We start from the raw sequence: 19,934 nt of genomic DNA, 5'->3' as shown, positions 1-19,934 counted from the left end.
TGTTTGGCGCTCCGGCGCCCTGTAGTGGATGGCGCATGTGCGCCGGCGAATAAGGTGTTAAGCCCCTGCCATGAAACCATCGCTAGTCTTGAGAATGGGCCAGCAGCTGACGATGACACCGCAGCTGCAACAGGCCATCCGCCTGCTCCAATTGTCGACCCTGGACCTGCAACAGGAAATCCAGGAGGCCCTGGAGTCCAATCCGATGCTCGAACGCCAGGAAGAAGGCGACGACTTCGATAACGCCGACCCATTGGCCGACAAAGCCGAACAGCTCCCCAACGCCGATGTTTCGGAACCCTCCTACCAGGAAACCGCCCCGACGGTGGATAACCTCGAGGAAGGTGACTGGAACGAGCGCATTCCCAACGAACTGCCTGTCGATACCGCGTGGGAAGACGTCTACCAGACCAGCGCCAGCAGCCTGCCCAGCAGCGATGACGACGAGTGGGATTTCACCACCCGCACATCGGCCGGCGAAAGCCTGCAAAGCCATTTGTTGTGGCAACTGAACCTGGCACCGATGTCCGACACCGATCGCCTGATCGCCGTGACCCTGATCGACTGCATCAACAATCAGGGTTACCTGGACGAAACCCTCGAGGAAATTCTCGAAGCCTTCGATCCGGAACTGGACATTGAACTGGACGAAATCGAAGCCGTCCTGCACCGCATCCAGCAATTCGAGCCGGCCGGCATCGGCGCCCGCAATCTGGGTGAATGCCTGCTGCTGCAACTGCGCCAGCTGCCCGCCAAGACGCCTTGGCTGGCCGAAGCCAAGCGCCTGGTCACCGACTACATCGACCTGCTCGGCAGCCGCGACTACAGCCAGCTGATGCGCCGCATGAAGCTCAAGGAAGATGAACTGCGCCAGGTGATCGAACTGGTGCAGAGCCTCAACCCGCGTCCGGGCTCGCAGATCGAGTCGAGTGAAGCCGAGTACGTTGTCCCTGACGTGATCGTGCGCAAGGACAACGAGCGCTGGCTGGTCGAGCTGAACCAGGAATCGGTGCCACGGTTGCGGGTCAACGCTCAATACGCCGGTTTTGTACGCCGCGCCGACACCAGTGCCGACAACACCTTCATGCGCAATCAGCTGCAAGAAGCCCGCTGGTTCATCAAAAGCCTGCAAAGCCGCAACGAAACTCTTATGAAAGTAGCCACCCAGATCGTCGAGCATCAGCGCGGCTTCCTGGAGTACGGCGACGAAGCGATGAAACCGCTGGTCCTGCATGACATCGCCGAAGCGGTAGGCATGCACGAATCGACGATTTCCCGGGTGACCACACAGAAATTCATGCATACCCCTCGGGGCATATATGAACTGAAATACTTTTTCTCGAGCCACGTCAGCACCTCCGAAGGCGGTGAATGCTCGTCCACAGCGATCCGCGCGATCATCAAAAAACTGGTTGCTGCGGAAAATCAGAAAAAGCCGTTGAGTGACAGCAAGATCGCTGGTTTACTGGAGGCACAAGGCATTCAGGTGGCTCGCCGCACCGTCGCCAAGTACCGCGAATCCCTCGGGATCGCGCCTTCGAGCGAACGCAAGCGGTTGATGTAGAGCCACGCCACAGCGTTCCAGTGGCAGGCATTTCTGCCTGCCGCTTTATGCACTGGCAACGAAGGAGAAGCTGTATGCAAGTCAACATCAGTGGACACCAACTGGAAGTGACCGAACCTCTTCGCACCTACATCGGCGAAAAACTCCAACGATTAGAGAGGCATTTCGACAAGATCACCAACGTGCAGGTCACGATGACGGTCGAAAAGCTCAAGCAGAAAATCGAAGCCACGCTGCATATTCCCGGCAATGAAGTGGTCGCCAACGCGGAGCATACCGATATGTATGCGGCGATCGACGCGCTGACCGACAAGCTGGATAAACAACTCAAAAAGCATAAGGAAAAGACCCAAAGCCTCCTCCAGGGCGCGACCGGTCGTTAACACTCCCTACCCATGATCCGACTTGAAAGCATCCTGACCCCCGGCCGTTCCCTCGTGAACGTGCCGGGCGGCAGCAAAAAGAAAGCCCTCGAGCAAATTGCCAACCTTATCCATAAAGAAGTCCCGGATCTGGAGATGCAAGATGTCTTCGAGGCTCTGATTGCCCGTGAAAAACTCGGTTCGACCGGTTTTGGTAACGGCATCGCCATTCCCCACTGTCGTCTGAAAGGTTGTACGTCGCCTGTCAGCGCACTGATGCACCTCGACGCCCCCATCGATTTCGACGCCATCGACGGCGCCCCGGTTGACCTGCTGTTCGTTCTGCTGGTCCCGCAAGCCGCTACCGATGCCCACCTGGAACTTCTGCGCCAGATCGCCAGCATGCTCGATCGCAAGGAAGTGCGCGAAAAACTGCGCAGTGCCCCGAGCAACGCAGCCTTGTATCAGGTTGTCCTGGACGAGCAGAACGGTCACTGATCATGCGCCTGATCATCGTCAGTGGCCGTTCCGGCTCAGGTAAAAGTACCGCCCTCGATGTTCTCGAGGACAACGGCTACTACTGCATCGACAACCTTCCCGCCGGATTACTGCCGGAACTGGCCGAGCGCGCGCTGATTCATACTGAACTGGCACAGCCGCTGGTTGCCGTCTCCATCGATGCGCGCAACCTGCCGAGTCACCTGTCACGGTTTCCGGAACTGTTGGAAGAAGTCCGCAGTCGGCATATCAAATGCGATGTGCTGTATCTGGACGCTGACGAAGAAACGTTGCTCAAACGCTTCTCGGAAACCCGTCGTCGCCATCCTCTGAGCAACGCCAATCGCTCGCTGGCCGAGGCGATTCAAGACGAGACCCTGTTGCTGGGCCCTATCGCCGACTTGGCCGACCTCAAGGTCAACACCACCAACCTGAACCTTTATCAGCTGCGCGATACCATCAAGTTGCGCCTGCTGAACCAGCCGGAAGCCGGCACTGCGTTCCTGGTGGAGTCTTTCGGGTTCAAGCGTGGCATGCCGGTCGACGCCGACCTGGTGTTCGACGTGCGCTGCCTGCCCAACCCTTACTGGAAACCGGAATTGCGTGAGCAGTCCGGACTTGATCAACCGGTGGCCGACTACCTGGCGGCACAACCGGACGTCGAAGAGATGTTCCAGGACATTTCCACATACCTGCTCAAGTGGTTGCCGCGCTTTGCCGCCAGCAACCGGGCTTATGTCACCATTGCCATTGGCTGCACCGGCGGGCATCACCGCTCCGTCTACCTGACCGAACGTCTGGGCCAGGTCCTGCAACAATCCCTGAAGAACGTCCAGGTTCGCCACCGCGACCTCAGCTAAAGGATTCACATCGCGATGCCTGCTCGGGACATAGAAATCATCAACAAGCTGGGCCTGCATGCCCGCGCTTCGGCTAAATTCGTTGGCGTTGCTGGTCAGTATCCGGAATGCAAGATCAGAGTCGGTCGCACACCAGAATCCACGGTCGATGGCAAAAGCATCATGGCCATGATGATGCTCGCCGCCGGCAAGGGCACCAAAATCCATCTGAGTACGGAAGGCGAGCAAGAGCAGGAAGCGATGGATGCGCTGGTCGCATTGATCAACAACTTCTTCGACGAAGGCGAGTAACCCGCCTTTTTGAGCGGGCACCTGTGGCGAGGGGATTTATCCCCGTTCGGCTGCGAAGCAGTCGTAAAGCAGGCAACTTAGTCTGCTGCACCGACGCTGGGGGTCGCTTCGCGACCCAACGGGGATAAATCCCCTCGCCACACAGGCATCAATGCCTTTTCAGGCCAACGCCGTATCCATCACCATCATCAAACAAAACCCGATCAACAACCCAAGGCTCGCCAGCTTGTCGTGACCATTGCGCCGCGATTCGGGGATGACTTCATGGGTGACCACCAGCAACATCGCCCCCGCCGCCAGCGCCAATCCCAATGGCAACAGCAATTCGGCCAGGCTCACCAGCCAGGCGCACAACAGCGCGAAGACCGGCTCGACCAACCCTGATGCCGCACCGATCAGGAACGCCTTGACCCGCGACATCCCCGCGCCTGCCAGCACCAGCGCGATCACCAGCCCTTCCGGTACATCCTGCAAGGCGATGCCCATGGCCAGGCTGTCGGCATCCGGCATTCCTCCACCGGCCGAGACCCCGACCGCCATGCCTTCAGGAATGTTGTGGGCAATGATGGCAAACACAAACAACCAAATCCGCGGCGGGATGACCGGCCGTTCCAGGGTTCCGACGAGCATTTCCGGTGAGGCGCCCGAGACCTTTCGATCCACCAGAAACAGCCCGAACGCGCCGAGCATGATGCCGAAGCTGATCAGTCCGCTGGCCGCCCAGGGTGTCAGCCCCAGGCTTTCAGCGGCGGAGATCCCCGGGACAATCAGCGAAAACGCCGTCGCCGCGAGCATCACCCCGGCACCGAAACCGAGCAGCGTATCGCTGACCGACTGCGGCATCCGCCGAATCACCAGCACCGGCACTGCACCCAACGCAGTGCCCAAGGCGCAAATCGCCCCGCCCTGCAGTGCGCGCAGCAATCTTGGCTCGAGGTCCAGCCACGCCAGTCCATGGGCGACCAACAACGACATGCCCGCCAGCAGCAACAGCGATCCCAGCGCGTAGCGAAACATTCGTCCGCTGCCGATCGCCAGTGTTTCAGTGCCCATAGTCAGCCTTGGATTGTTTTGATAGAGGACTTAAACCAGCGCAGCCTGATACCGCGCAGCGACTTCAGGCCAATTGATGACGTTGTAGAACGCATTGATGTATTCCGGACGGCGGTTCTGATATTGCAGGTAATAGGCGTGCTCCCAGACATCCAGGCCGAGGATCGGCGTATTGCCATTCATCAACGGGCTGTCCTGGTTACCGCTGCTTTCCACAATCAGGGCCTTTTGCGGTGTGACACTCAGCCAGGCCCAGCCACTGCCAAAGCGGGTCAGCGCGGCTTTGGTGAACGCTTCCTTGAAACGGTCCAGGCCACCCAGTTGCTCATCAATCGCCTTGGCCAGCGCACCGTCGGGTTTGCCGCCGCCGTGAGGCGCCATCACTTCCCAGAACAGCGAATGGTTGGCGTGGCCGCCGCCCTGATTGATCACCGCCGCACGGAGTTTTTCCGGCAGCTGCTGGACGCTGGCGACCAGTTTTTCCACCGACCATTCGGCAAATTCGGTGCCCTCGACAGCGGCGTTGAGATTATTGATGTAGGTCTGGTGGTGCTTGGTGTAGTGGATCTCCATGGTCTGCGCATCAATATGCGGTTCCAGGGCATCGTAGGCGTAAGGCAGGGCAGGCAAGGTAAAAGCCATTTCAATGGACTCCATGATGTAGAGGCGCAGACGATGCGGTATCGGTGCGCAGCAAACGGTGCGTGCGCGGGTATTCGCCATGCTCGCTGATGAAATTCAGCAGCTCGACATAGGTTTTGCTGCTTTGGCGCAGCGCGGCTTCACGCAGGGCCGGGGCCAGGCGCGGGTCCTGCAGGGTCTGCAACAACCGCTGATGGATCGAGCACAAATATTCGGCGCTCTCCTCCGGCTGGTTAAGACGCAAGTGCAAGTCGGCCAGGTTGTGGTGGGAAATCACGCAGGCCGCCACCGCTTCGTCGGCATCCGCCCAGCGCTCGAACAACACCTGGGCCAGGGCCAAAGCCTGCAAGTAAGCCTCGCGGGCATCGACGAGTTCGCCCAGCATGAAATGGCGATTGGCCCTTTCGATCGTGCGTTTCCAGTGCTCCATGGTGAGCCTCCAAAGCGGTAGCGGTGATTACACGCCGCCTGCGGTGAGCTTCTCTGGGTTGAGCAATTCTTCCAGTTGGCTGCGTGTCAGGTCGGTGTGTTCCAGGGCGACATCAATCACCGGACGGCCCTGCTGATAGGCCTTCTTGGCGATTTCAGCGGCTTTTTGGTAACCGATGATCGGGTTGAGTGCGGTCACCAGAATCGGGTTGCGCGACAGCGCCTCTTTGATCCGCGCCTCGTTGACCTTGAAAGTGGCGATGGCCTTCTCCCCCAACAGATGGCTGGAGTTGGCCAGCAATTCGATGCTGCTCAGCAGGTTCTGGGCGATGATCGGCAGCATCACGTTCAATTCGAAATTGCCCGACTGACCGGCGATGGTGATCACCGTGTCATTGCCAATCACTTGGGCGGCGACCATCGCGGTGGCCTCCGGGATCACCGGGTTGACCTTGCCCGGCATGATCGAGGAACCCGGTTGCAAGGCTTCGAGTTCGATTTCGCCGAGGCCCGCCAGCGGACCGGAGTTCATCCAGCGCAGGTCGTTGGCGATTTTCATCAAGGAAACCGCTGTCGCTTTGAGTTGGCCGGAGACCGCCACCGCAGTGTCCTGGGAGCCGATCAGGGCAAACAGATCCTTGCCCGGCGTGAATTGAACGTGAGTCAGTTCACTCAGCTGCTGGCTGAAACGCGCGGCGAATTGCGGATGCGCATTGATCCCGGTGCCTACCGCCGTGCCGCCCTGGGCCAGGGATTGCAGGCTCGGCAGCAAGTCCTGCAAATGGCCGATGTTGGCCTTGAGCTGTTGCGCCCAGCCATTCAGGACCTGGCTCATGCGCACCGGCATCGCGTCCATCAGGTGCGTGCGACCGGTTTTGACGTGGTGATGAACCTCTTCAGCCTTGCGCTCGATGACCTGCACCAGCCGCACCAGCGCCGGCAGCAGTTGTTCATGCAACGCGAGTGCAGCGCTGACATGGAGGGTGGTCGGGATGATGTCGTTGCTGCTTTGGCCGCAATTCACGTGATCGTTAGGGTTCACTGGCTCACCGAGCAGACGGCTGGCCAAGGTGGCGATCACTTCGTTGGCGTTCATGTTGGAACTGGTGCCGGAACCGGTCTGGAAGATATCCACCGGAAAGTGCTGCATGAAGTCGCCCTGAAGCAACCCCAGTGATGCATCGACGATGGCTTTGCCCTGGGACTCGCTGATCTGCTTGAGTTCGACGTTGGCCTGGGCGGCGGCAGCCTTGGCCAGGATCAGAGCGCGGATGAACTGCACCGGCATCGGCTTGCCGCTGATCGGGAAGTTATCCACCGCACGCTGGGTCTGCGCGCCATAGAGGGCGTCCACCGGGACTTGAAGCTCGCCCATGCTGTCGCGCTCAATACGGGTCTTGGTCATCACTAAATCCTTGCACCAGTTCTATGAGAGGAATCGAGGGCTGCAACTCGCAGATCGCCAGTTGCCAGGTGTAGCTTTGCCAGCGCTTGAGGCGGCATTTGCACAGAGAGAGGCGTTCCAGATCGCGCAATGGGCGCCAGGCCTGGTCCAGGCAGTAAGTCCGCCAGTGCCAAGGGAGCGCGACATCGGCGGCGGTGTCGAGCAGCAAACGAAACGAGGTTTCGGCGATGGTCCAGGGTGAGGTTGCCGTGCAACACGCCAGATACCGGCCTTCAGCCAGGTAATGTTCGATCAGGCGCGGTTCGTCGGGGTCCATCGCGCAACGGATCTGGCGACTCATCCAGCGCCAGCTTTCGAGGTAAGGCTGCTCGTGCAAGGCAGAACTCATGATCCGGGCCCATTCGGTAATGAGATTTATTATTAGATGATAATGAGAACCAACACAACCCCGAAAGCACACGACAAACTCCATGTGGGAGCGGGCTTGCTCGCGAAGGGGCCACCATATTCAGCATCTTTGTTGACTGATACACCGCCTTCGCGAGCAAGCCCGCTCCCACAGGGGCCAGTGCAAAGGCATAAAAAAAGGCGCGCCACCCAATGGGGTGGCGCGCCTTTTTGTGTAGCGGCCAGCGTTAGCTGCCTGCGACGGTCATCCGCTCGATCAACACCGAACCGGTGCGAATGTTGCTGCGCAGCTCCAGGTCATTACCCACGGCAACGATCTGCTTGAACATGTCGCGCATGTTACCGGCGATGGTGACTTCCTGGACCGCGAACTGGATTTCGCCGTTCTCGACCCAGTAACCCGCCGCGCCACGGGAGTAATCGCCGGTGACCATGTTCAGGCCCTGGCCCATCAGTTCGGTGACCAGCAAACCGCGCCCCATGCGGCGCAGCAAGGCCGCCTGATCTTCATCACCATGGGTGACGAACAGGTTGTGCACGCCCCCTGCGTTGGCGGTGCTCGGCATACCCAGCTTGCGGCCGGAATAGGTGCCGAGGATGTAGGACACCAACTCGCCCTTTTCGACAAACGGTTTGGCGTAGGTCGCCAGGCCATCACCGTCGAACGCCGAACTGCCCATGGCACGCATCAAGTGCGGACGCTCATCGATGGTCAGCCATTCCGGGAACAGCTTCTGACCCAAGGTGCCTTCAAGGAACGACGACTTGCGATACAGACTGCCGCCGGAAATCGCCGAAAGGAAGCTGCCGAACAAACCACCGGCCAGCTCCGCAGAAAACAGCACCGGCACTTCGCAGGTCGGCACCGGACGCGCGCCCAATCGACTCGCGGCACGTTGCGCGGCGCGTTGGCCGATGCTTACCGGGTCGGCCAGCAAGTTGCCCTGACGGTTTACGTCGTACCAGTAATCGCGCTGCATCTGGCCATCAGCCTCGGCGATCATCACGCAGCTGAGGCTGTGACGGGTCGACGCATAACCGCCGATGAAACCGTGACTGTTGCCATAGACGCGGCAGCCTTGATGGGTACTGAGGGTAGTGCCGTCGGCGTTCTTGATCCGGCTGTCGGCAGCAAATGCCGCGGCTTCACAGGTCAGCGCCTGCTCGATGGCTTGCTCCGGGGTAATGTCCCATTCATGGAACAGGTCGAAATCCTGCAGATCCCTGGCCATCAGCGCGGCATCTGCCAGGCCTGAAGCTTCGTCTTCGGAAGTGTGCTTGGCGATGGCCAGTGCGGCGGCGACGGTTTCACGAATCGCCTCAGGACCACTGGCCGAGGTGCTGGCCGAGCCTTTGCGCTGACCGACATACAAAGTGATGCCAAAGCCCTGGTCGCGGTTGAACTCGACGGTTTCGACTTCACGCTGGCGCACCGAGGTGGACAGGCCCTGCTCCAGGGACACGGCCACTTCACAGGCACTGGCACCCTGACGCTTGGCTTCAGCGATGATCTGCTCGACTTGTTCTTGCAGTGCCGGCAACGCTTGTGGGCCGACGCTTTCAACTGCACTCATGCTGTTCTCCACTCAAATTCTGCTTTCGGCTGGGGCCTTCGAGCGACCGGGCCGGACAAGCGGCCCCCGACTGGTTATCATGGCGGCGTTTCTTTGCGGACGGCCACCATGGTTGATTCTTACGACGACTCCCTCGATACGGGAGAAAAAAGCAAATCCCAGGTTAAACGCGAGCTTCATGCTCTGGTTGACCTCGGCGAGCGCCTTACAACGCTCAAGCCTGACTTGCTGGCAAAACTGCCGTTGACCGACGCTATGCGCCGGGCACTGGCCGATGCGCCCAAGCACACCGCGAATATCGCGCGTAAACGGCACCTCATGTTCATCGGCAAACTGATGCGCGATCAGGACACTGACGCCATTCTGACGTTGCTCGATCAACTCGATGCCTCCACCCGGCAGTACAACGAACGTTTCCATGGCCTGGAACGCTGGCGCGATCGCTTGATCGCGGGCGACGATGCGGTCCTGGAGAAGTTCGTGCTCGACTACCCGGAGGCTGATCGTCAGCAGTTGCGCTCCCTGATCCGTCAGGCCCAGCACGAACTGGCGACTAACAAGCCACCGGCATCGAGCCGTAAAATCTTCAAGTACATCCGTGAGCTGGACGAGACTCAACGCGGTCTGCGTTAAGTCCCGAGTCGGGTGAGTCGCCAAAGCGGCTCACCCGAAGCTCCATCCTTTTACGATCCTGTGCCACCCACAGTGATCGCATCGATTTTCAGCGTTGGCTGGCCGACACCCACCGGCACCGACTGCCCATCCTTGCCACACGTCCCCACTCCGCTGTCCAGCGCCAGGTCGTTACCGACCATCGACACCTTGCTCATGGCTTCCGGGCCGTTGCCGATCAACGTCGCGCCTTTGACCGGGGCGGTGATTTTGCCGTCTTCGATCAAGTATGCCTCGCTGGTGGAGAACACGAATTTGCCGCTGGTGATGTCCACCTGCCCGCCGCCGAGGTTGGCGCAATAGATGCCGCGCTTCACCGAGGCGATGATTTCCGCCGGGTCGCTTTCACCCGCCAGCATGTAGGTGTTGGTCATCCGTGGCATCGGCAAGTGCGCGTAGGATTCACGACGACCGTTGCCGGTGCGGGCCACGCCCATCAGGCGCGCGTTGAGCTTGTCCTGCATGTAGCCTTTGAGTACGCCGTTTTCGATCAGCGTGGTGCATTCGGTCGGAGTACCTTCGTCGTCGACGCTCAGGGAACCGCGACGCCCGGCCAACGTACCGTCATCGACAATGGTGCACAGCTTGGACGCAACCATCTCGCCCATGCGTCCGCTGTAAGCGGAGCTGCCCTTGCGGTTGAAGTCACCTTCCAGACCATGGCCGACCGCTTCGTGCAACAGCACGCCGGACCAGCCCGAACCCAACACCACCGGCAACGTACCGGCCGGCGCGGGAATAGCTTCCAGGTTCACCAACGCCTGACGCAGTGCTTCACGTGCGTAGCTCATGGCGCGGTCTTCGGCGAGGAAGTAACGGTAATCGGTACGACCGCCACCGCCATGACCACCGCGCTCGCGGCGACCGTTTTGCTCGACGATCACGCTGACGTTGAAGCGCACCAATGGCCGCACATCAGCGGCCAGGCTGCCATCGGTCGAAGCGACAAGAATCCGTTCCCAGACACCGGCCATGCTCACGGTGACTTGCTGGATACGCGGGTCAAGGGCGCGAGTCGCGACGTCGATGCGCTTGAGCAGTTCGACTTTTTCCGCACGGGTCATCACTTCCAGCGGGTTATCCGGCCCGTATAACTGGGCGACGTCCGCGGTAGTGAAGGCCTGCACCGAGCCGTTCTGCCCGGCGCGGGAGATCGACCGCGCCGCACGGGCCGCTGCGCCGAGGGCTTCAAGGGTGATGGCATTGCTGTAGGCGAAACCGGTTTTTTCACCCGATTGCGCCCGCACGCCCACACCTTGGTCGAGGTTGAAGCTGCCTTCCTTGACGATCCCGTCTTCCAGCGCCCAGGACTCGGAAATCTGCCCCTGGAAATACAGGTCCGCGGCATCGATGCCCGGGCCGGCCAGATCGCCGAGCACACCTTGCAGGCTCTCGATCGTTACGCCACCGGGCGCCAGGAGGTGTTCACTGACGGAGGACAACAACTCGCTCATATGTTTACGCCTTAAATTCGTCGTTCCGGGCAGGTCGCTGCGCGCCCTGCGAGAAAAAGCGCCGGTGACTGGACACCGGCATCCGCGCCCTGATGGACGCCTGTTCGCTGCTATCGCGTTCGGCCAGCAGCACGGCCTCGCCTTGATCCTGCTGGGCCAGCACGCGTCCCCAAGGGTCGACGATCGCCGCATGCCCCCAGGTTTCCCGCGGCCCCGGGTGCGTTCCGCCTTGGGCGGCCGCGAGCACATAACACTGCGTCTCGATGGCCCGCGCACGAATCAGCACATCCCAATGCGCCGCGCCGGTCACCGCGGTAAATGCCGACGGCGCGGTAATCAATTGCGCGCCCGCAGCGCGCAGTTCGCTATACAACTCCGGGAAGCGCAGGTCGTAACACACCGTCAGGCCGACCCGGCCGACGGGCGTGTCCGCCACCACAACCCCACTGCCATAAGCATAGTCATCGGATTCGCGATAACGTCCGCGATTGTCCGCCACGTCCACGTCGAACAGGTGCAGCTTGTCGTAGCGCGCCACCGTCTCGCCCTGATCATTGACCAGCAACGAGCAGGCATGGGCTTTGGACGTCGGATAGTCCACTGGTGGCAACGGCAACGTGCCGGCCACTATCCATAACTTGAGGTCGCGGGCGGTCTGTTTCAACCATGGCAGGATCGGACCTTCACCCAACGCCTCGGCGCGGCCGATGTCGGCAATGTCGCGACGGCCCATGGCGGCGAAGTTTTCCGGGAGCACTGCCAGCTTCGCGCCACCGGCCGCCGCCTGCTCGAGCAGACGCCGGGCCTGGGCCAGGTTGGCCAGCACATCGCTCTGGCTGACCATTTGAATCACCGCAAAAGTCATGGCGCGCTCCTGGGTCGCTTTTTATAAGGACAAGCCGCCATGCTACTCCATAGGCTGGGGGAGTGCCTTTTCAAAAAAGAACTCAAAAAGGCTTGTCGAAGGTGATTTTCGGCTCTTTCCAAGGGCCTTTGACCGTGTATTTGACGCTGGCGAAACGTGCCACGCGGTCACCGATCAGCTTGTCGATCAGGAACAGCGCACCGCCGATGGCCGGGGCGCCGACGATCAATGCGGCAATTGGCAGGTTGTTGGTCACCGGCAAGGTCACCAGCAGCTTGGCGTCAATCTGGTCACCTACCAGGTTCAGGGTCCCGTTCAGTTCAATGTTGCTCGACGGGCCGGTCAGCAGGATCGGCTCCTTCGTCACATAAACCCCGTTGGTCGCAACCAGCAGACCTTTGACCCGGTCATAACTCAAGCCTTTGCCAAACAGGTCGGAGAAGTCCAGGCGCAGACGGCGACCAATGGAGTTGAAGTTGAGCAGGCCGAAGACTCGCAGGGCCTGGGCGCTGCCCTCGACCTCAACGAACTGGCCTTTATTCAAAGAAGCATCGAGGGTGCCGGAGAAACGTTTGGTGGCCAGCCACGCCGGTGAACCCGGCCAGCGACCGTCGACATCCATGTGAAACTCTTCGCTGGTGACGCTCGGCGCAAAGCCCCAGCCTTTGAGCACGTCAGCGAGATTCTTGCCGCTGATCCGCCCTTTGTACCAACTGCTGGAGCTGCCGGGGATGCCCTCCCAGCCGCCAGTGCCCTGCAACAAAATGCCCTTGAGGCCCAGATCCAGCGTATTGAGCGCAATGCCCCTGGCGGTCGGACGGACTTTCAGGTACCAGGCACCAACGAGGTCCTGGCCCTGAAACAGCTGATTGATAGTGATATCCAGCGCCGGAATCTTGGTCGGGTCCACCGAGGCCAGTGGATCCGGCGAGTTTTCGTCGGCCAGCACTGTCGGGTCTGGTGCCGGCAATCGCACGGTTTGCAGATTGATCGCAATCGGCGCGCCTTTCGCATCAGGGATGCTCGCGCTGCCCTTGACCTGCTGACTGTCGAGTTGCAAGGCCCACGCCGCGGCCTTGCGGTTCAACTGCACCGACGCCTGATCAAGCGTCGTGCCGATACCGCTGAGCTTGCCAACCTTGAAGTCCGCACTGCTGAGCAACTGCTTGGCATTGCCGCCCGGATCCTGGCCGGCGTACTTGTCCAACAGATCCTTCCACGGGCCGACATCCAGCTCCGACAGCACGCCGCGCACTCGCAGCCCTTTGGCGCCGGGCAGCACGGCACTGCCACCGCCCAGGAACAATTCGCCACGACCGTCGGCAAAATTGCCGCTCGGCGCCGCAAACGTGAAGTCTGCGAGCTCCCCATAGTTGACCCAGTAGCGCCGTTCCTGCCCTTGCAGGGTCATGCGGAACGTGGTGTCGCGGCCGGCATCGGCGGTCATGCCAAACGGTGCCGGCAAATCGATCGCCACACCTTTGAGGCTGGAATTGACCATTAACTGGCTGTCGGCGCCATCCAGGCTCAGTTGCAGCTGATACGGGATCAAACCGGACACCGGCAATGGCTGGGTGACGCTCAGCCAGTCAGTGAGCTTCTTGACCTCGACCTGACCGGAAGCGGTGACACGGGTCTTGAGATTACCCGCGCTGCCATCGGCAAAAATCTGCGCAGTGACCGGTTTGTCGAAGGCCCGCGCGGTGATGTTCTGTCCGCTCAAGCCCTTGGTGCTGTCGAAGCGGAAATCACCCTTGAGCTGCGTCAGCTCCAGGGAAGGCTCGGCCAGCTTCAAACGCGCCTTGGCGGTCTTGAAGTCGACGAGAATCTTCGGCTGCTCGCCTTTGACCAGCGGAATGTCCAGCTTCAGCTTGCCTTGCAGATCACCCTCGCCTTCCCATCCGGCAAAGGTTTCAGCGGTGCCGATCGGCGCTTCCTGAAGTATCTTCAGGCCATCGCCCAACCCGCCGGAGAACCCACCGTCGAGGAACAGGTGAACACTTTGGCCCTCCGGCGCATGGGGAATATTGACGTAAATGTCGCGGACCTGCGTGTCGAGCAACTGACCCTTGCTGGCCAGGATCCGCACGCCACTGTCTTCAACGAACACATCACCACTGACCTTGCTGACATGCGGCCAACCCGGCTGGAAGGCCAGTTCGGCATCGTGAACCTTGAAGAACAGGCTGATGCTGCGCGCCGTCTCGGCGGCGCCGTGGTTCAGCGAGCCCTGATACTGGAAGAAGCCCTGATCCACGGCACCTTTGAGAATCGCCGTGCGCAGCCATTCGTCCAGCGCAGGGCTGAGCATGGTCGGCAGGTACTTGGCGGTGTAGCGACCGTCGCCGTCGACCAGGCCGACCCGCAGGTCCATGTAGTCTTCCTGGGTGTGGTCGAAATGCAGGCGGATCAGGAAGTCACCGGCAATCTTGCCCTCTTCGCCCAGCACCTTCAGGTACGGCGCGATCAGGGTGAAACTTTCTTTGTCGAGCTTCCAGGTCAGCCGGGCGTTGGCCTGAATGTATTGCCATGGCTTGGCGAAAATCGGGTCCAGGTGCAGGACAAAATCCTTGCTGTCCATCCGCAGTTCCCCCTGGCCGAGGTCACCGCTGATGCTGCCGCTGACATTTCGTGCTGCTGGCGCGCCGTGATAGGCGTCGAAGCCAACCTGATCGAGGTTGGCGGCAAAGCTGAACTTGCTGTCATCGGTGGCATTGGGGCGCAGATCGATCAGCACGTTGCGCAGCCCACCGGTCACCTTGAGTCGCTCGACCGCCGTGGCAACGCCTTCGGGCAGCGGCCCCAGGGCGTTTATCAATGGGGTCAGCGGGGTGAGGTCGAGGCGGTCGGCTTGCAGGTGCCAGAGTTCTTCCGACTTGTCGGTGGCGGCGGTCTGTCGAAGTTGCAGGTGCGATTCCCAACGGGTCTCGCCAAAGTTCATCGCCAGGGAATCCAGGGTCACCAGCATGCCTTCGCTGCTGCGCTGGAAATAACCGTTGAGCGCCAGATTGTTGATCTGGATCGGCTTGCGCTCAGCGTAGGCGCCCTTGAGTTGCGGCGCGTTCAGGCGAATGGCGCCGCTTTGCAGCGCACCCTTGCCCCAGTTCACCCAGAGCTCGCCACCGGCCTTGAGCTCGGAGAAATTCCACTGCCGGGTCACGCGCTCGGGCAGCCATTTCGACCAGTCGCTCTGCGGCAGGCTCAGGTAGGCCTCGGCCTCGCCGTCCTTCCACTGGCTGGCGCGCAGACGGGTGCGCACACTCATGGCCACCGGCTGACCGTCGGGCAGGGTCAGACGGGCATCGAGGCGCTGGCGGGAGACGCCGGTTTTCAGATTCAGGCCGACGTAGGTCAGGGTCAGCGGCGGGTGGTCCAGAGGCTGCAAGGTCACCTGGCTGTCGATCACCGACAGTTGCTGGACCATTTGCATACGATTGAGCAGTTGCTCCGGATCCAGCGGCTGGTCCTGTTGTACCGGCAACCCTTCCAGTGCCCAGTGACCGTCCGCGCCTTCCTTGAGGCTGATCTTCAGGCCATTGAGTTCCAGATGGGCGATGCGAACGTCGCGAGCCAGCAGGCTTTCCCAAAGGTCCGGTACGGCTCGCACCTGATCCAGGTGCAGGGCGTTGGCGCCCTCGCCCACCGTCACGTCATGCGCCAGCAAAATCGGCGCAAAACCGCTCCAGTTGCCTTCCAGCTTGCCGATTTGCAACGGCATGCCCAAGGCGGCGCTGGCTTTGGTTTCGACGTCGGCACGGTATTCGGCCACCAGGGGCGTCAGCTCCCGGCCGAGGCTGACGTACAACGCCATCAACACCAGAACCAACGCGCACAGGCCAAGACCCCAGCGGGTCAGTGCGGCCAAAATGCGTGTCAGACGTTCCATGTCAGTTGGCTCCCATAGCGAAAATACTGCAAAAAGCTGAGGCCAGCCGTTCTAGTAAGGGTGAAACACAGCGATTCAGAGCAGCACCACGTCGTATTGTTCCTGGGAATACATGGTTTCCACCTGGAACCGAATGGTGCGTCCGATAAATCCTTCCAGTTCGGCGACATTACCCGACTCCTCATCGAGCAAACGGTCGACGACTTTCTGATTCGCCAATACACGATAGCCTTCCGCTTGATAGGCTCGCGCCTCGCGGAGGATTTCGCGGAAAATTTCGTAGCAGACCGTTTCCGGGGTCTTCAGCTTGCCGCGACCCTGACAGCTGCTGCACGGTTCGCACAGCACCTGTTCGAGACTTTCGCGGGTGCGCTTGCGGGTCATCTGCACCAGGCCCAACTCGGTGATGCCGATGATGTTGGTCTTGGCGTGATCGCGTTCCAGCTGTTTCTCGAGGGTACGCAGCACCTGGCGCTGGTGCTCTTCGTCTTCCATGTCGATGAAGTCGATGATGATGATCCCGCCGAGGTTGCGCAGGCGCAGCTGGCGGGCGATGGCGGTCGCGGCTTCGAGGTTGGTCTTGAAGATGGTTTCTTCGAGGTTGCGATGGCCGACGAATGCACCAGTATTGACGTCGATGGTGCTCATGGCTTCCGCCGGATCGACCACCAGATAACCGCCGGACTTGAGCGGCACTTTGCGCTCCAGGGCTTTCTGGATTTCGTCTTCGACGCCGTACAGGTCGAAAATCGGCCGCTCGCCCGGGTAATGCTCAAGACGATCGGCAATTTCCGGCATCAGTTCGGCGACGAACTGCGTGGTTTTCTGAAAGGTTTCCCGGGAATCGATGCGGATCTTCTCGATCTTCGGGCTCACCAGGTCGCGCAAGGTGCGCAACGCCAGGCCGAGGTCTTCGTAGATGACGCTCGGTGCACCGATGGTTTTGATCTGTTCGTTGATCTGGTCCCAGAGACGGCGCAGGTAGCGGATGTCCATGAGGATTTCATCGGCGCCAGCCCCTTCTGCGGCGGTACGCAGGATAAAACCGCCCGCCTCTTTTATGCCTTCTTTGGCCACGCAATCGGTGACGACTTGCTTGAGGCGCTCGCGCTCTGCTTCGTCTTCGATTTTCAGCGAAATGCCGACGTGGGCTGTGCGCGGCATGTACACCAGATAGCGCGACGGGATCGACAGCTGGGTGGTCAGGCGTGCGCCTTTGGAGCCGATCGGGTCCTTGGTGACCTGGACGACCAGGCTCTGGCCTTCGTGAACCAGCGCGCTGATGCTCTCCACCGCCGGGCCTTCGCGCAGGGAAATTTCCGAGGCGTGAATGAACGCGGCGCGGTCCAGGCCGATGTCGACGAAGGCCGCCTGCATGCCCGGCAATACCCGCACGACCTTGCCTTTATAGATGTTGCCGACGATCCCGCGCTTCTGCGTGCGCTCGACATGGACCTCTTGCAGGACACCGTTTTCGACCACCGCCACGCGCGATTCCATCGGCGTGATGTTGATCAGGATCTCTTCACTCATGGCAGGGTCTCGTTCAGGCATGTTCACGATAATGGCCGCATCTTGTCAGTACGACGCTCAGCGCGCGTTAAGGGTTTGCCAACAGGGTATGCCGAAATGGCCGAGCAGCTCAGCGGTTTCGCACAGCGGCAGTCCGACCACCGCCGAGTAGCTTCCAATCAGCTGGGCGACAAACACCGCGCCCAGTCCTTGAATGCCATAGCCACCAGCCTTGTCCCGGGGTTCGCCACTGGCCCAGTAGGCCGCCGCTTCATCGCGATCGATGTTGCGAAAACGCACCAGACTGCGCACCACCCGCGACTCACAACGCTCACCGTCGAGCACCGCAATGGCGGTCAATACTTCGTGTTCCTGACCGGCCAACATCATAAGCATGGCGCACGCGTCAGCTTCGTCCACCGGTTTGCCGAGAATTTTCCCGTTGAGCACGACAGCGGTGTCAGCGCCCAGCACGCAAAAATCCTGGTCGGACACGACCGCGCCGCGCCCGGCCTCGGCTTTGCCGCGCGCCAGGCGCTCGACATAGGCCGACGGGGATTCATCTTTTAAAGGGGTTTCATCGATGTCCGCGCTGATGGCGGAGAACGGCACGCCGATCTGCGTGAGCAGTTCACGCCGACGCGGTGAGCCTGAGGCGAGGTAAAGCTTCATCAAGACATCTCCCTGTCGAGGTGCGGGCCAATGCCTGACCGAATTAATTAATTTTGTAGCGACGACGCAACCCGCGCAAACCGTAGCTGATCCATGGCCAGAGCAATGCGCTGACCAAGGCCGGCAGCACCAGTGCCAGGGTTGGCTGACGGTTGCCGGTCAGGGCACTCAGCCATAGTTGAACAAGCTGCGCGAGGCCGAAGATCACCAGGATCACCAGGCTCTGTTGCCACATTGGGAACATGCGCAGGCGCTGTTGCAGCGACAGCACCAGAAAGGTGATCAGGCACAGGATCAACGCGTTCTGACCCAGCAACGTGCCGTACAGCACGTCTTCGGCCAGACCCAGGCACCAGGCCGTGACCATGCCGACTTTCTGCGGCAAATACAGCGCCCAGAACGCCAGCAGCAAGGCCAGCCAGAGCGGGCGGAGGATTTCCATGAATTGCGGCAGCGGCGAAACGCTGAGCAGCAGGCCAATGGCAAACGTCAGCCAGATCATCCAGCCATTTCGGGATGCGGTAGCACCGACCATTATTCTCGTCCCCCAGTGGAAGCCGGCGCAGAGACAGGCGGTTTGGCGGCAGGCTTCACCGCAGCCGGTTGAGTGGCTGGCGGTTTGGTTGCGGCAGGTTGCGATGCGGGCGGCTTGGCAGCTGCGGGATGCGCAGGTTTGACCGGGGTTGCCGCCGGTGCCGGTGCCGGTGCCGGTGTCGCCGGAGCGGCAACAGGCGCAGCGGCTGCGGCGGGTACCACCACGTTCGCAGGCACTGGTTTTGGTACGGTCGCCGGAATGATCGGCCCACCACCGTGCTGGTCCAGCGCTTCCTGCGCTTGGGCAGCATCGTTGGCGCGCTCTTCGGCGGTACGACCGTCGGTGAACACCAGCAGCAAGTAACGGCTGCGGTTCAACGCGGCTGTCGGCACGGCACGAACGATGGCAAACGGCTGGCCGGAATCGTGGATCACTTCCTTGACTGTCGCCACCGGGTAACCGGCCGGGAAGCGCTGACCGAGGCCGGAACTGACCAGCAGATCACCTTCTTTAATGTCAGCTGTGTCGGCGACATGACGCAGTTCCAGGCGTTCCGGGTTGCCGGTGCCGCTGGCAATCGCGCGCAACCCGTTACGGTTCACCTGCACCGGAATGCTGTGGGTGGTGTCGGTCAGCAACAGCACGCGGGAGGTGTACGGCATTAACTCGACCACCTGGCCCATCAGGCCGCGGGCATCGAGCACCGGCTGACCGAGGACCACACCGTCGCGCTCACCTTTATTGATGATGATGCGGTGGGTGAAGGGGTTGGGGTCCATGCCGATCAGCTCGGCCACTTCGACCTTCTCGTTGACCAGCGCAGAGGAATTGAGCAGCTCGCGCAGCCGAACGTTCTGCTCGGTGAGGGCGGCAAGCTTTTGCATGCGGCCCTGCAACAGCAGGTTTTCGGTCTTGAGTTTTTCGTTTTCGGCGACAAGCTCGGTACGACTGCCGAATTGACTGGCCACACCCTGCCATAACCGCTGCGGCAGGTCGGTGATCCAGTAAGACTGCATCAGCACCAGCGACATCTGGCTACGCACTGGCTTGAGCAGTGTGAAGCGGGCATCGACCACCATCAGCGCGACCGATAGCACGACCAGCACCAACAAGCGCACGCCCAGTGAAGGCCCTTTGGTGAAAAGCGGTTTAATAAGCCGCTCCTCCCAGGCAAATGTTTTGTTTATTCATACGGCAGACCGGCCTGGATGCAGACTGACAGAAGATAAACGCCAACAGGCGGCACTGCAAA

The 19,934-nt window shown here is 60.7% G+C and carries 19 protein-coding genes; 6 read left to right on the top strand and 13 right to left on the bottom strand.

Annotation, left to right across the window (positions count from 1 at the left end):
- The first annotated feature begins 70 nt into the window (after positions 1 to 70).
- From ACA053_RS04285 to ACA053_RS04265, 5 genes are all read left to right on the top strand, one after another.
- On the top strand, positions 71 to 1,564 hold the full coding sequence (locus tag ACA053_RS04285; RefSeq protein ID WP_109627984.1) for an RNA polymerase factor sigma-54: 1,494 nt from the start codon (positions 71 to 73) through the stop codon (positions 1,562 to 1,564).
- A 74-nt stretch (positions 1,565 to 1,638) separates the two neighbouring features.
- A complete protein-coding gene (hpf, locus tag ACA053_RS04280; protein WP_047537716.1) occupies positions 1,639 to 1,947 on the top strand; it encodes a ribosome hibernation-promoting factor, HPF/YfiA family in 309 nt (102 codons plus the stop codon).
- A 12-nt stretch (positions 1,948 to 1,959) separates the two neighbouring features.
- The gene (gene ptsN, locus ACA053_RS04275; protein ID WP_497315608.1) at positions 1,960 to 2,424 is read left to right on the top strand and encodes a PTS IIA-like nitrogen regulatory protein PtsN; all 465 of its coding nucleotides are present in this window, start codon (positions 1,960 to 1,962) and stop codon (positions 2,422 to 2,424) included.
- 2 nt (positions 2,425 to 2,426) lie between these two features.
- Positions 2,427 to 3,284, top strand: a complete 858-nt coding sequence (gene rapZ, locus ACA053_RS04270; RefSeq protein ID WP_109627982.1) for an RNase adapter RapZ — start codon at positions 2,427 to 2,429, stop codon at positions 3,282 to 3,284.
- A gap of 15 nt (positions 3,285 to 3,299) precedes the next feature.
- Complete coding sequence (locus ACA053_RS04265; RefSeq protein ID WP_109627981.1) at positions 3,300 to 3,575, top strand: HPr family phosphocarrier protein; 276 nt, start codon at positions 3,300 to 3,302, stop codon at positions 3,573 to 3,575.
- Positions 3,576 to 3,734: 159 nt separating this feature from the next.
- Here ACA053_RS04265 and ACA053_RS04260 read toward each other — a convergent pair whose 3' ends face one another.
- The 6 genes from ACA053_RS04260 to pmbA form a co-directional block, all read right to left on the bottom strand.
- Positions 3,735 to 4,628, bottom strand: coding sequence for a ZIP family metal transporter (locus tag ACA053_RS04260; RefSeq protein WP_497315606.1), 894 nt, complete (start codon positions 4,626 to 4,628; stop codon positions 3,735 to 3,737).
- A 30-nt stretch (positions 4,629 to 4,658) separates the two neighbouring features.
- Positions 4,659 to 5,270, bottom strand: a complete 612-nt coding sequence (locus tag ACA053_RS04255; RefSeq protein ID WP_497315604.1) for a superoxide dismutase — start codon at positions 5,268 to 5,270, stop codon at positions 4,659 to 4,661.
- 1 nt (position 5,271) lies between these two features.
- The gene (locus ACA053_RS04250) at positions 5,272 to 5,700 is read right to left on the bottom strand and encodes a DUF2753 family protein (RefSeq protein ID WP_497394614.1); all 429 of its coding nucleotides are present in this window, start codon (positions 5,698 to 5,700) and stop codon (positions 5,272 to 5,274) included.
- Between the two features lie 27 nt (positions 5,701 to 5,727).
- Complete coding sequence (locus ACA053_RS04245; RefSeq protein ID WP_109627977.1) at positions 5,728 to 7,104, bottom strand: class II fumarate hydratase; 1,377 nt, start codon at positions 7,102 to 7,104, stop codon at positions 5,728 to 5,730.
- Positions 7,085 to 7,492: a FagA protein gene (locus tag ACA053_RS04240; RefSeq protein WP_109627976.1), complete on the bottom strand. Its 408-nt coding sequence runs from the start codon at positions 7,490 to 7,492 to the stop codon at positions 7,085 to 7,087. Before ACA053_RS04240 ends, ACA053_RS04245 begins: the two co-directional genes overlap by 20 nt.
- Positions 7,493 to 7,739: 247 nt before the next feature.
- Positions 7,740 to 9,086, bottom strand: coding sequence for a metalloprotease PmbA (gene pmbA, locus ACA053_RS04235; RefSeq protein ID WP_010463346.1), 1,347 nt, complete (start codon positions 9,084 to 9,086; stop codon positions 7,740 to 7,742).
- A 108-nt stretch (positions 9,087 to 9,194) separates the two neighbouring features.
- On the opposite strand from pmbA, the gene yjgA reads away from it, so the two are divergent.
- On the top strand, positions 9,195 to 9,719 hold the full coding sequence (gene yjgA / locus ACA053_RS04230; RefSeq protein ID WP_007901505.1) for a ribosome biogenesis factor YjgA: 525 nt from the start codon (positions 9,195 to 9,197) through the stop codon (positions 9,717 to 9,719).
- Between the two features lie 50 nt (positions 9,720 to 9,769).
- On the opposite strand, the gene tldD is transcribed toward yjgA, so the two are convergent.
- The 7 genes from tldD to mreC all read right to left on the bottom strand — a co-directional run bounded on the left by tldD (position 9,770) and on the right by mreC (position 19,836).
- A complete protein-coding gene (gene tldD, locus ACA053_RS04225; protein ID WP_109627975.1) occupies positions 9,770 to 11,212 on the bottom strand; it encodes a metalloprotease TldD in 1,443 nt (480 codons plus the stop codon).
- A gap of 4 nt (positions 11,213 to 11,216) precedes the next feature.
- Positions 11,217 to 12,077 carry a carbon-nitrogen hydrolase family protein gene (locus tag ACA053_RS04220; protein ID WP_497315597.1) on the bottom strand — a complete coding sequence of 287 codons (861 nt, stop codon included), beginning with the start codon at positions 12,075 to 12,077 and terminating at the stop codon, positions 11,217 to 11,219.
- 82 nt (positions 12,078 to 12,159) lie between these two features.
- The gene (locus ACA053_RS04215; protein ID WP_497394613.1) at positions 12,160 to 15,963 is read right to left on the bottom strand and encodes a YhdP family protein; all 3,804 of its coding nucleotides are present in this window, start codon (positions 15,961 to 15,963) and stop codon (positions 12,160 to 12,162) included.
- 75 nt (positions 15,964 to 16,038) lie between these two features.
- Positions 16,039 to 17,496, bottom strand: a complete 1,458-nt coding sequence (gene rng, locus ACA053_RS04210) for a ribonuclease G (RefSeq protein ID WP_010463355.1) — start codon at positions 17,494 to 17,496, stop codon at positions 16,039 to 16,041.
- A gap of 57 nt (positions 17,497 to 17,553) precedes the next feature.
- Positions 17,554 to 18,150, bottom strand: a complete 597-nt coding sequence (locus tag ACA053_RS04205; protein WP_497315593.1) for a Maf family protein — start codon at positions 18,148 to 18,150, stop codon at positions 17,554 to 17,556.
- Positions 18,151 to 18,190: 40 nt separating this feature from the next.
- The gene (mreD, locus tag ACA053_RS04200) at positions 18,191 to 18,682 is read right to left on the bottom strand and encodes a rod shape-determining protein MreD (RefSeq protein WP_109627971.1); all 492 of its coding nucleotides are present in this window, start codon (positions 18,680 to 18,682) and stop codon (positions 18,191 to 18,193) included.
- Positions 18,682 to 19,836, bottom strand: coding sequence for a rod shape-determining protein MreC (gene mreC, locus ACA053_RS04195; protein WP_497396124.1), 1,155 nt, complete (start codon positions 19,834 to 19,836; stop codon positions 18,682 to 18,684). The genes mreD and mreC overlap by 1 nt, the downstream gene beginning before the upstream one ends.
- Between the last annotated feature and the right edge of the window lie 98 nt (positions 19,837 to 19,934).

The organism is Pseudomonas sp. LBUM1672 (genome assembly GCF_059695655.1).
Note: the sequence above shows the minus strand (reverse complement) of the source record. Positions and strands in the feature narration are given on the sequence as shown.

Coding starts and splice junctions, on each gene's coding strand:
- ACA053_RS04285 (WP_109627984.1), top strand. CDS start 71: ATGAAACCATCGCTAGTCTTGAGAATGGGCCAGCAGCTGACGATGACA.
- hpf (WP_047537716.1), top strand. CDS start 1,639: ATGCAAGTCAACATCAGTGGACACCAACTGGAAGTGACCGAACCTCTT.
- ptsN (WP_497315608.1), top strand. CDS start 1,960: ATGATCCGACTTGAAAGCATCCTGACCCCCGGCCGTTCCCTCGTGAAC.
- rapZ (WP_109627982.1), top strand. CDS start 2,427: ATGCGCCTGATCATCGTCAGTGGCCGTTCCGGCTCAGGTAAAAGTACC.
- ACA053_RS04265 (WP_109627981.1), top strand. CDS start 3,300: ATGCCTGCTCGGGACATAGAAATCATCAACAAGCTGGGCCTGCATGCC.
- ACA053_RS04260 (WP_497315606.1), bottom strand. CDS start 4,628: ATGGGCACTGAAACACTGGCGATCGGCAGCGGACGAATGTTTCGCTAC.
- ACA053_RS04255 (WP_497315604.1), bottom strand. CDS start 5,270: ATGGCTTTTACCTTGCCTGCCCTGCCTTACGCCTACGATGCCCTGGAA.
- ACA053_RS04250 (WP_497394614.1), bottom strand. CDS start 5,700: ATGGAGCACTGGAAACGCACGATCGAAAGGGCCAATCGCCATTTCATG.
- ACA053_RS04245 (WP_109627977.1), bottom strand. CDS start 7,104: ATGACCAAGACCCGTATTGAGCGCGACAGCATGGGCGAGCTTCAAGTC.
- ACA053_RS04240 (WP_109627976.1), bottom strand. CDS start 7,492: ATGAGTTCTGCCTTGCACGAGCAGCCTTACCTCGAAAGCTGGCGCTGG.
- pmbA (WP_010463346.1), bottom strand. CDS start 9,086: ATGAGTGCAGTTGAAAGCGTCGGCCCACAAGCGTTGCCGGCACTGCAA.
- yjgA (WP_007901505.1), top strand. CDS start 9,195: ATGGTTGATTCTTACGACGACTCCCTCGATACGGGAGAAAAAAGCAAA.
- tldD (WP_109627975.1), bottom strand. CDS start 11,212: ATGAGCGAGTTGTTGTCCTCCGTCAGTGAACACCTCCTGGCGCCCGGT.
- ACA053_RS04220 (WP_497315597.1), bottom strand. CDS start 12,077: ATGACTTTTGCGGTGATTCAAATGGTCAGCCAGAGCGATGTGCTGGCC.
- ACA053_RS04215 (WP_497394613.1), bottom strand. CDS start 15,963: ATGGAACGTCTGACACGCATTTTGGCCGCACTGACCCGCTGGGGTCTT.
- rng (WP_010463355.1), bottom strand. CDS start 17,496: ATGAGTGAAGAGATCCTGATCAACATCACGCCGATGGAATCGCGCGTG.
- mreD (WP_109627971.1), bottom strand. CDS start 18,682: ATGGTCGGTGCTACCGCATCCCGAAATGGCTGGATGATCTGGCTGACG.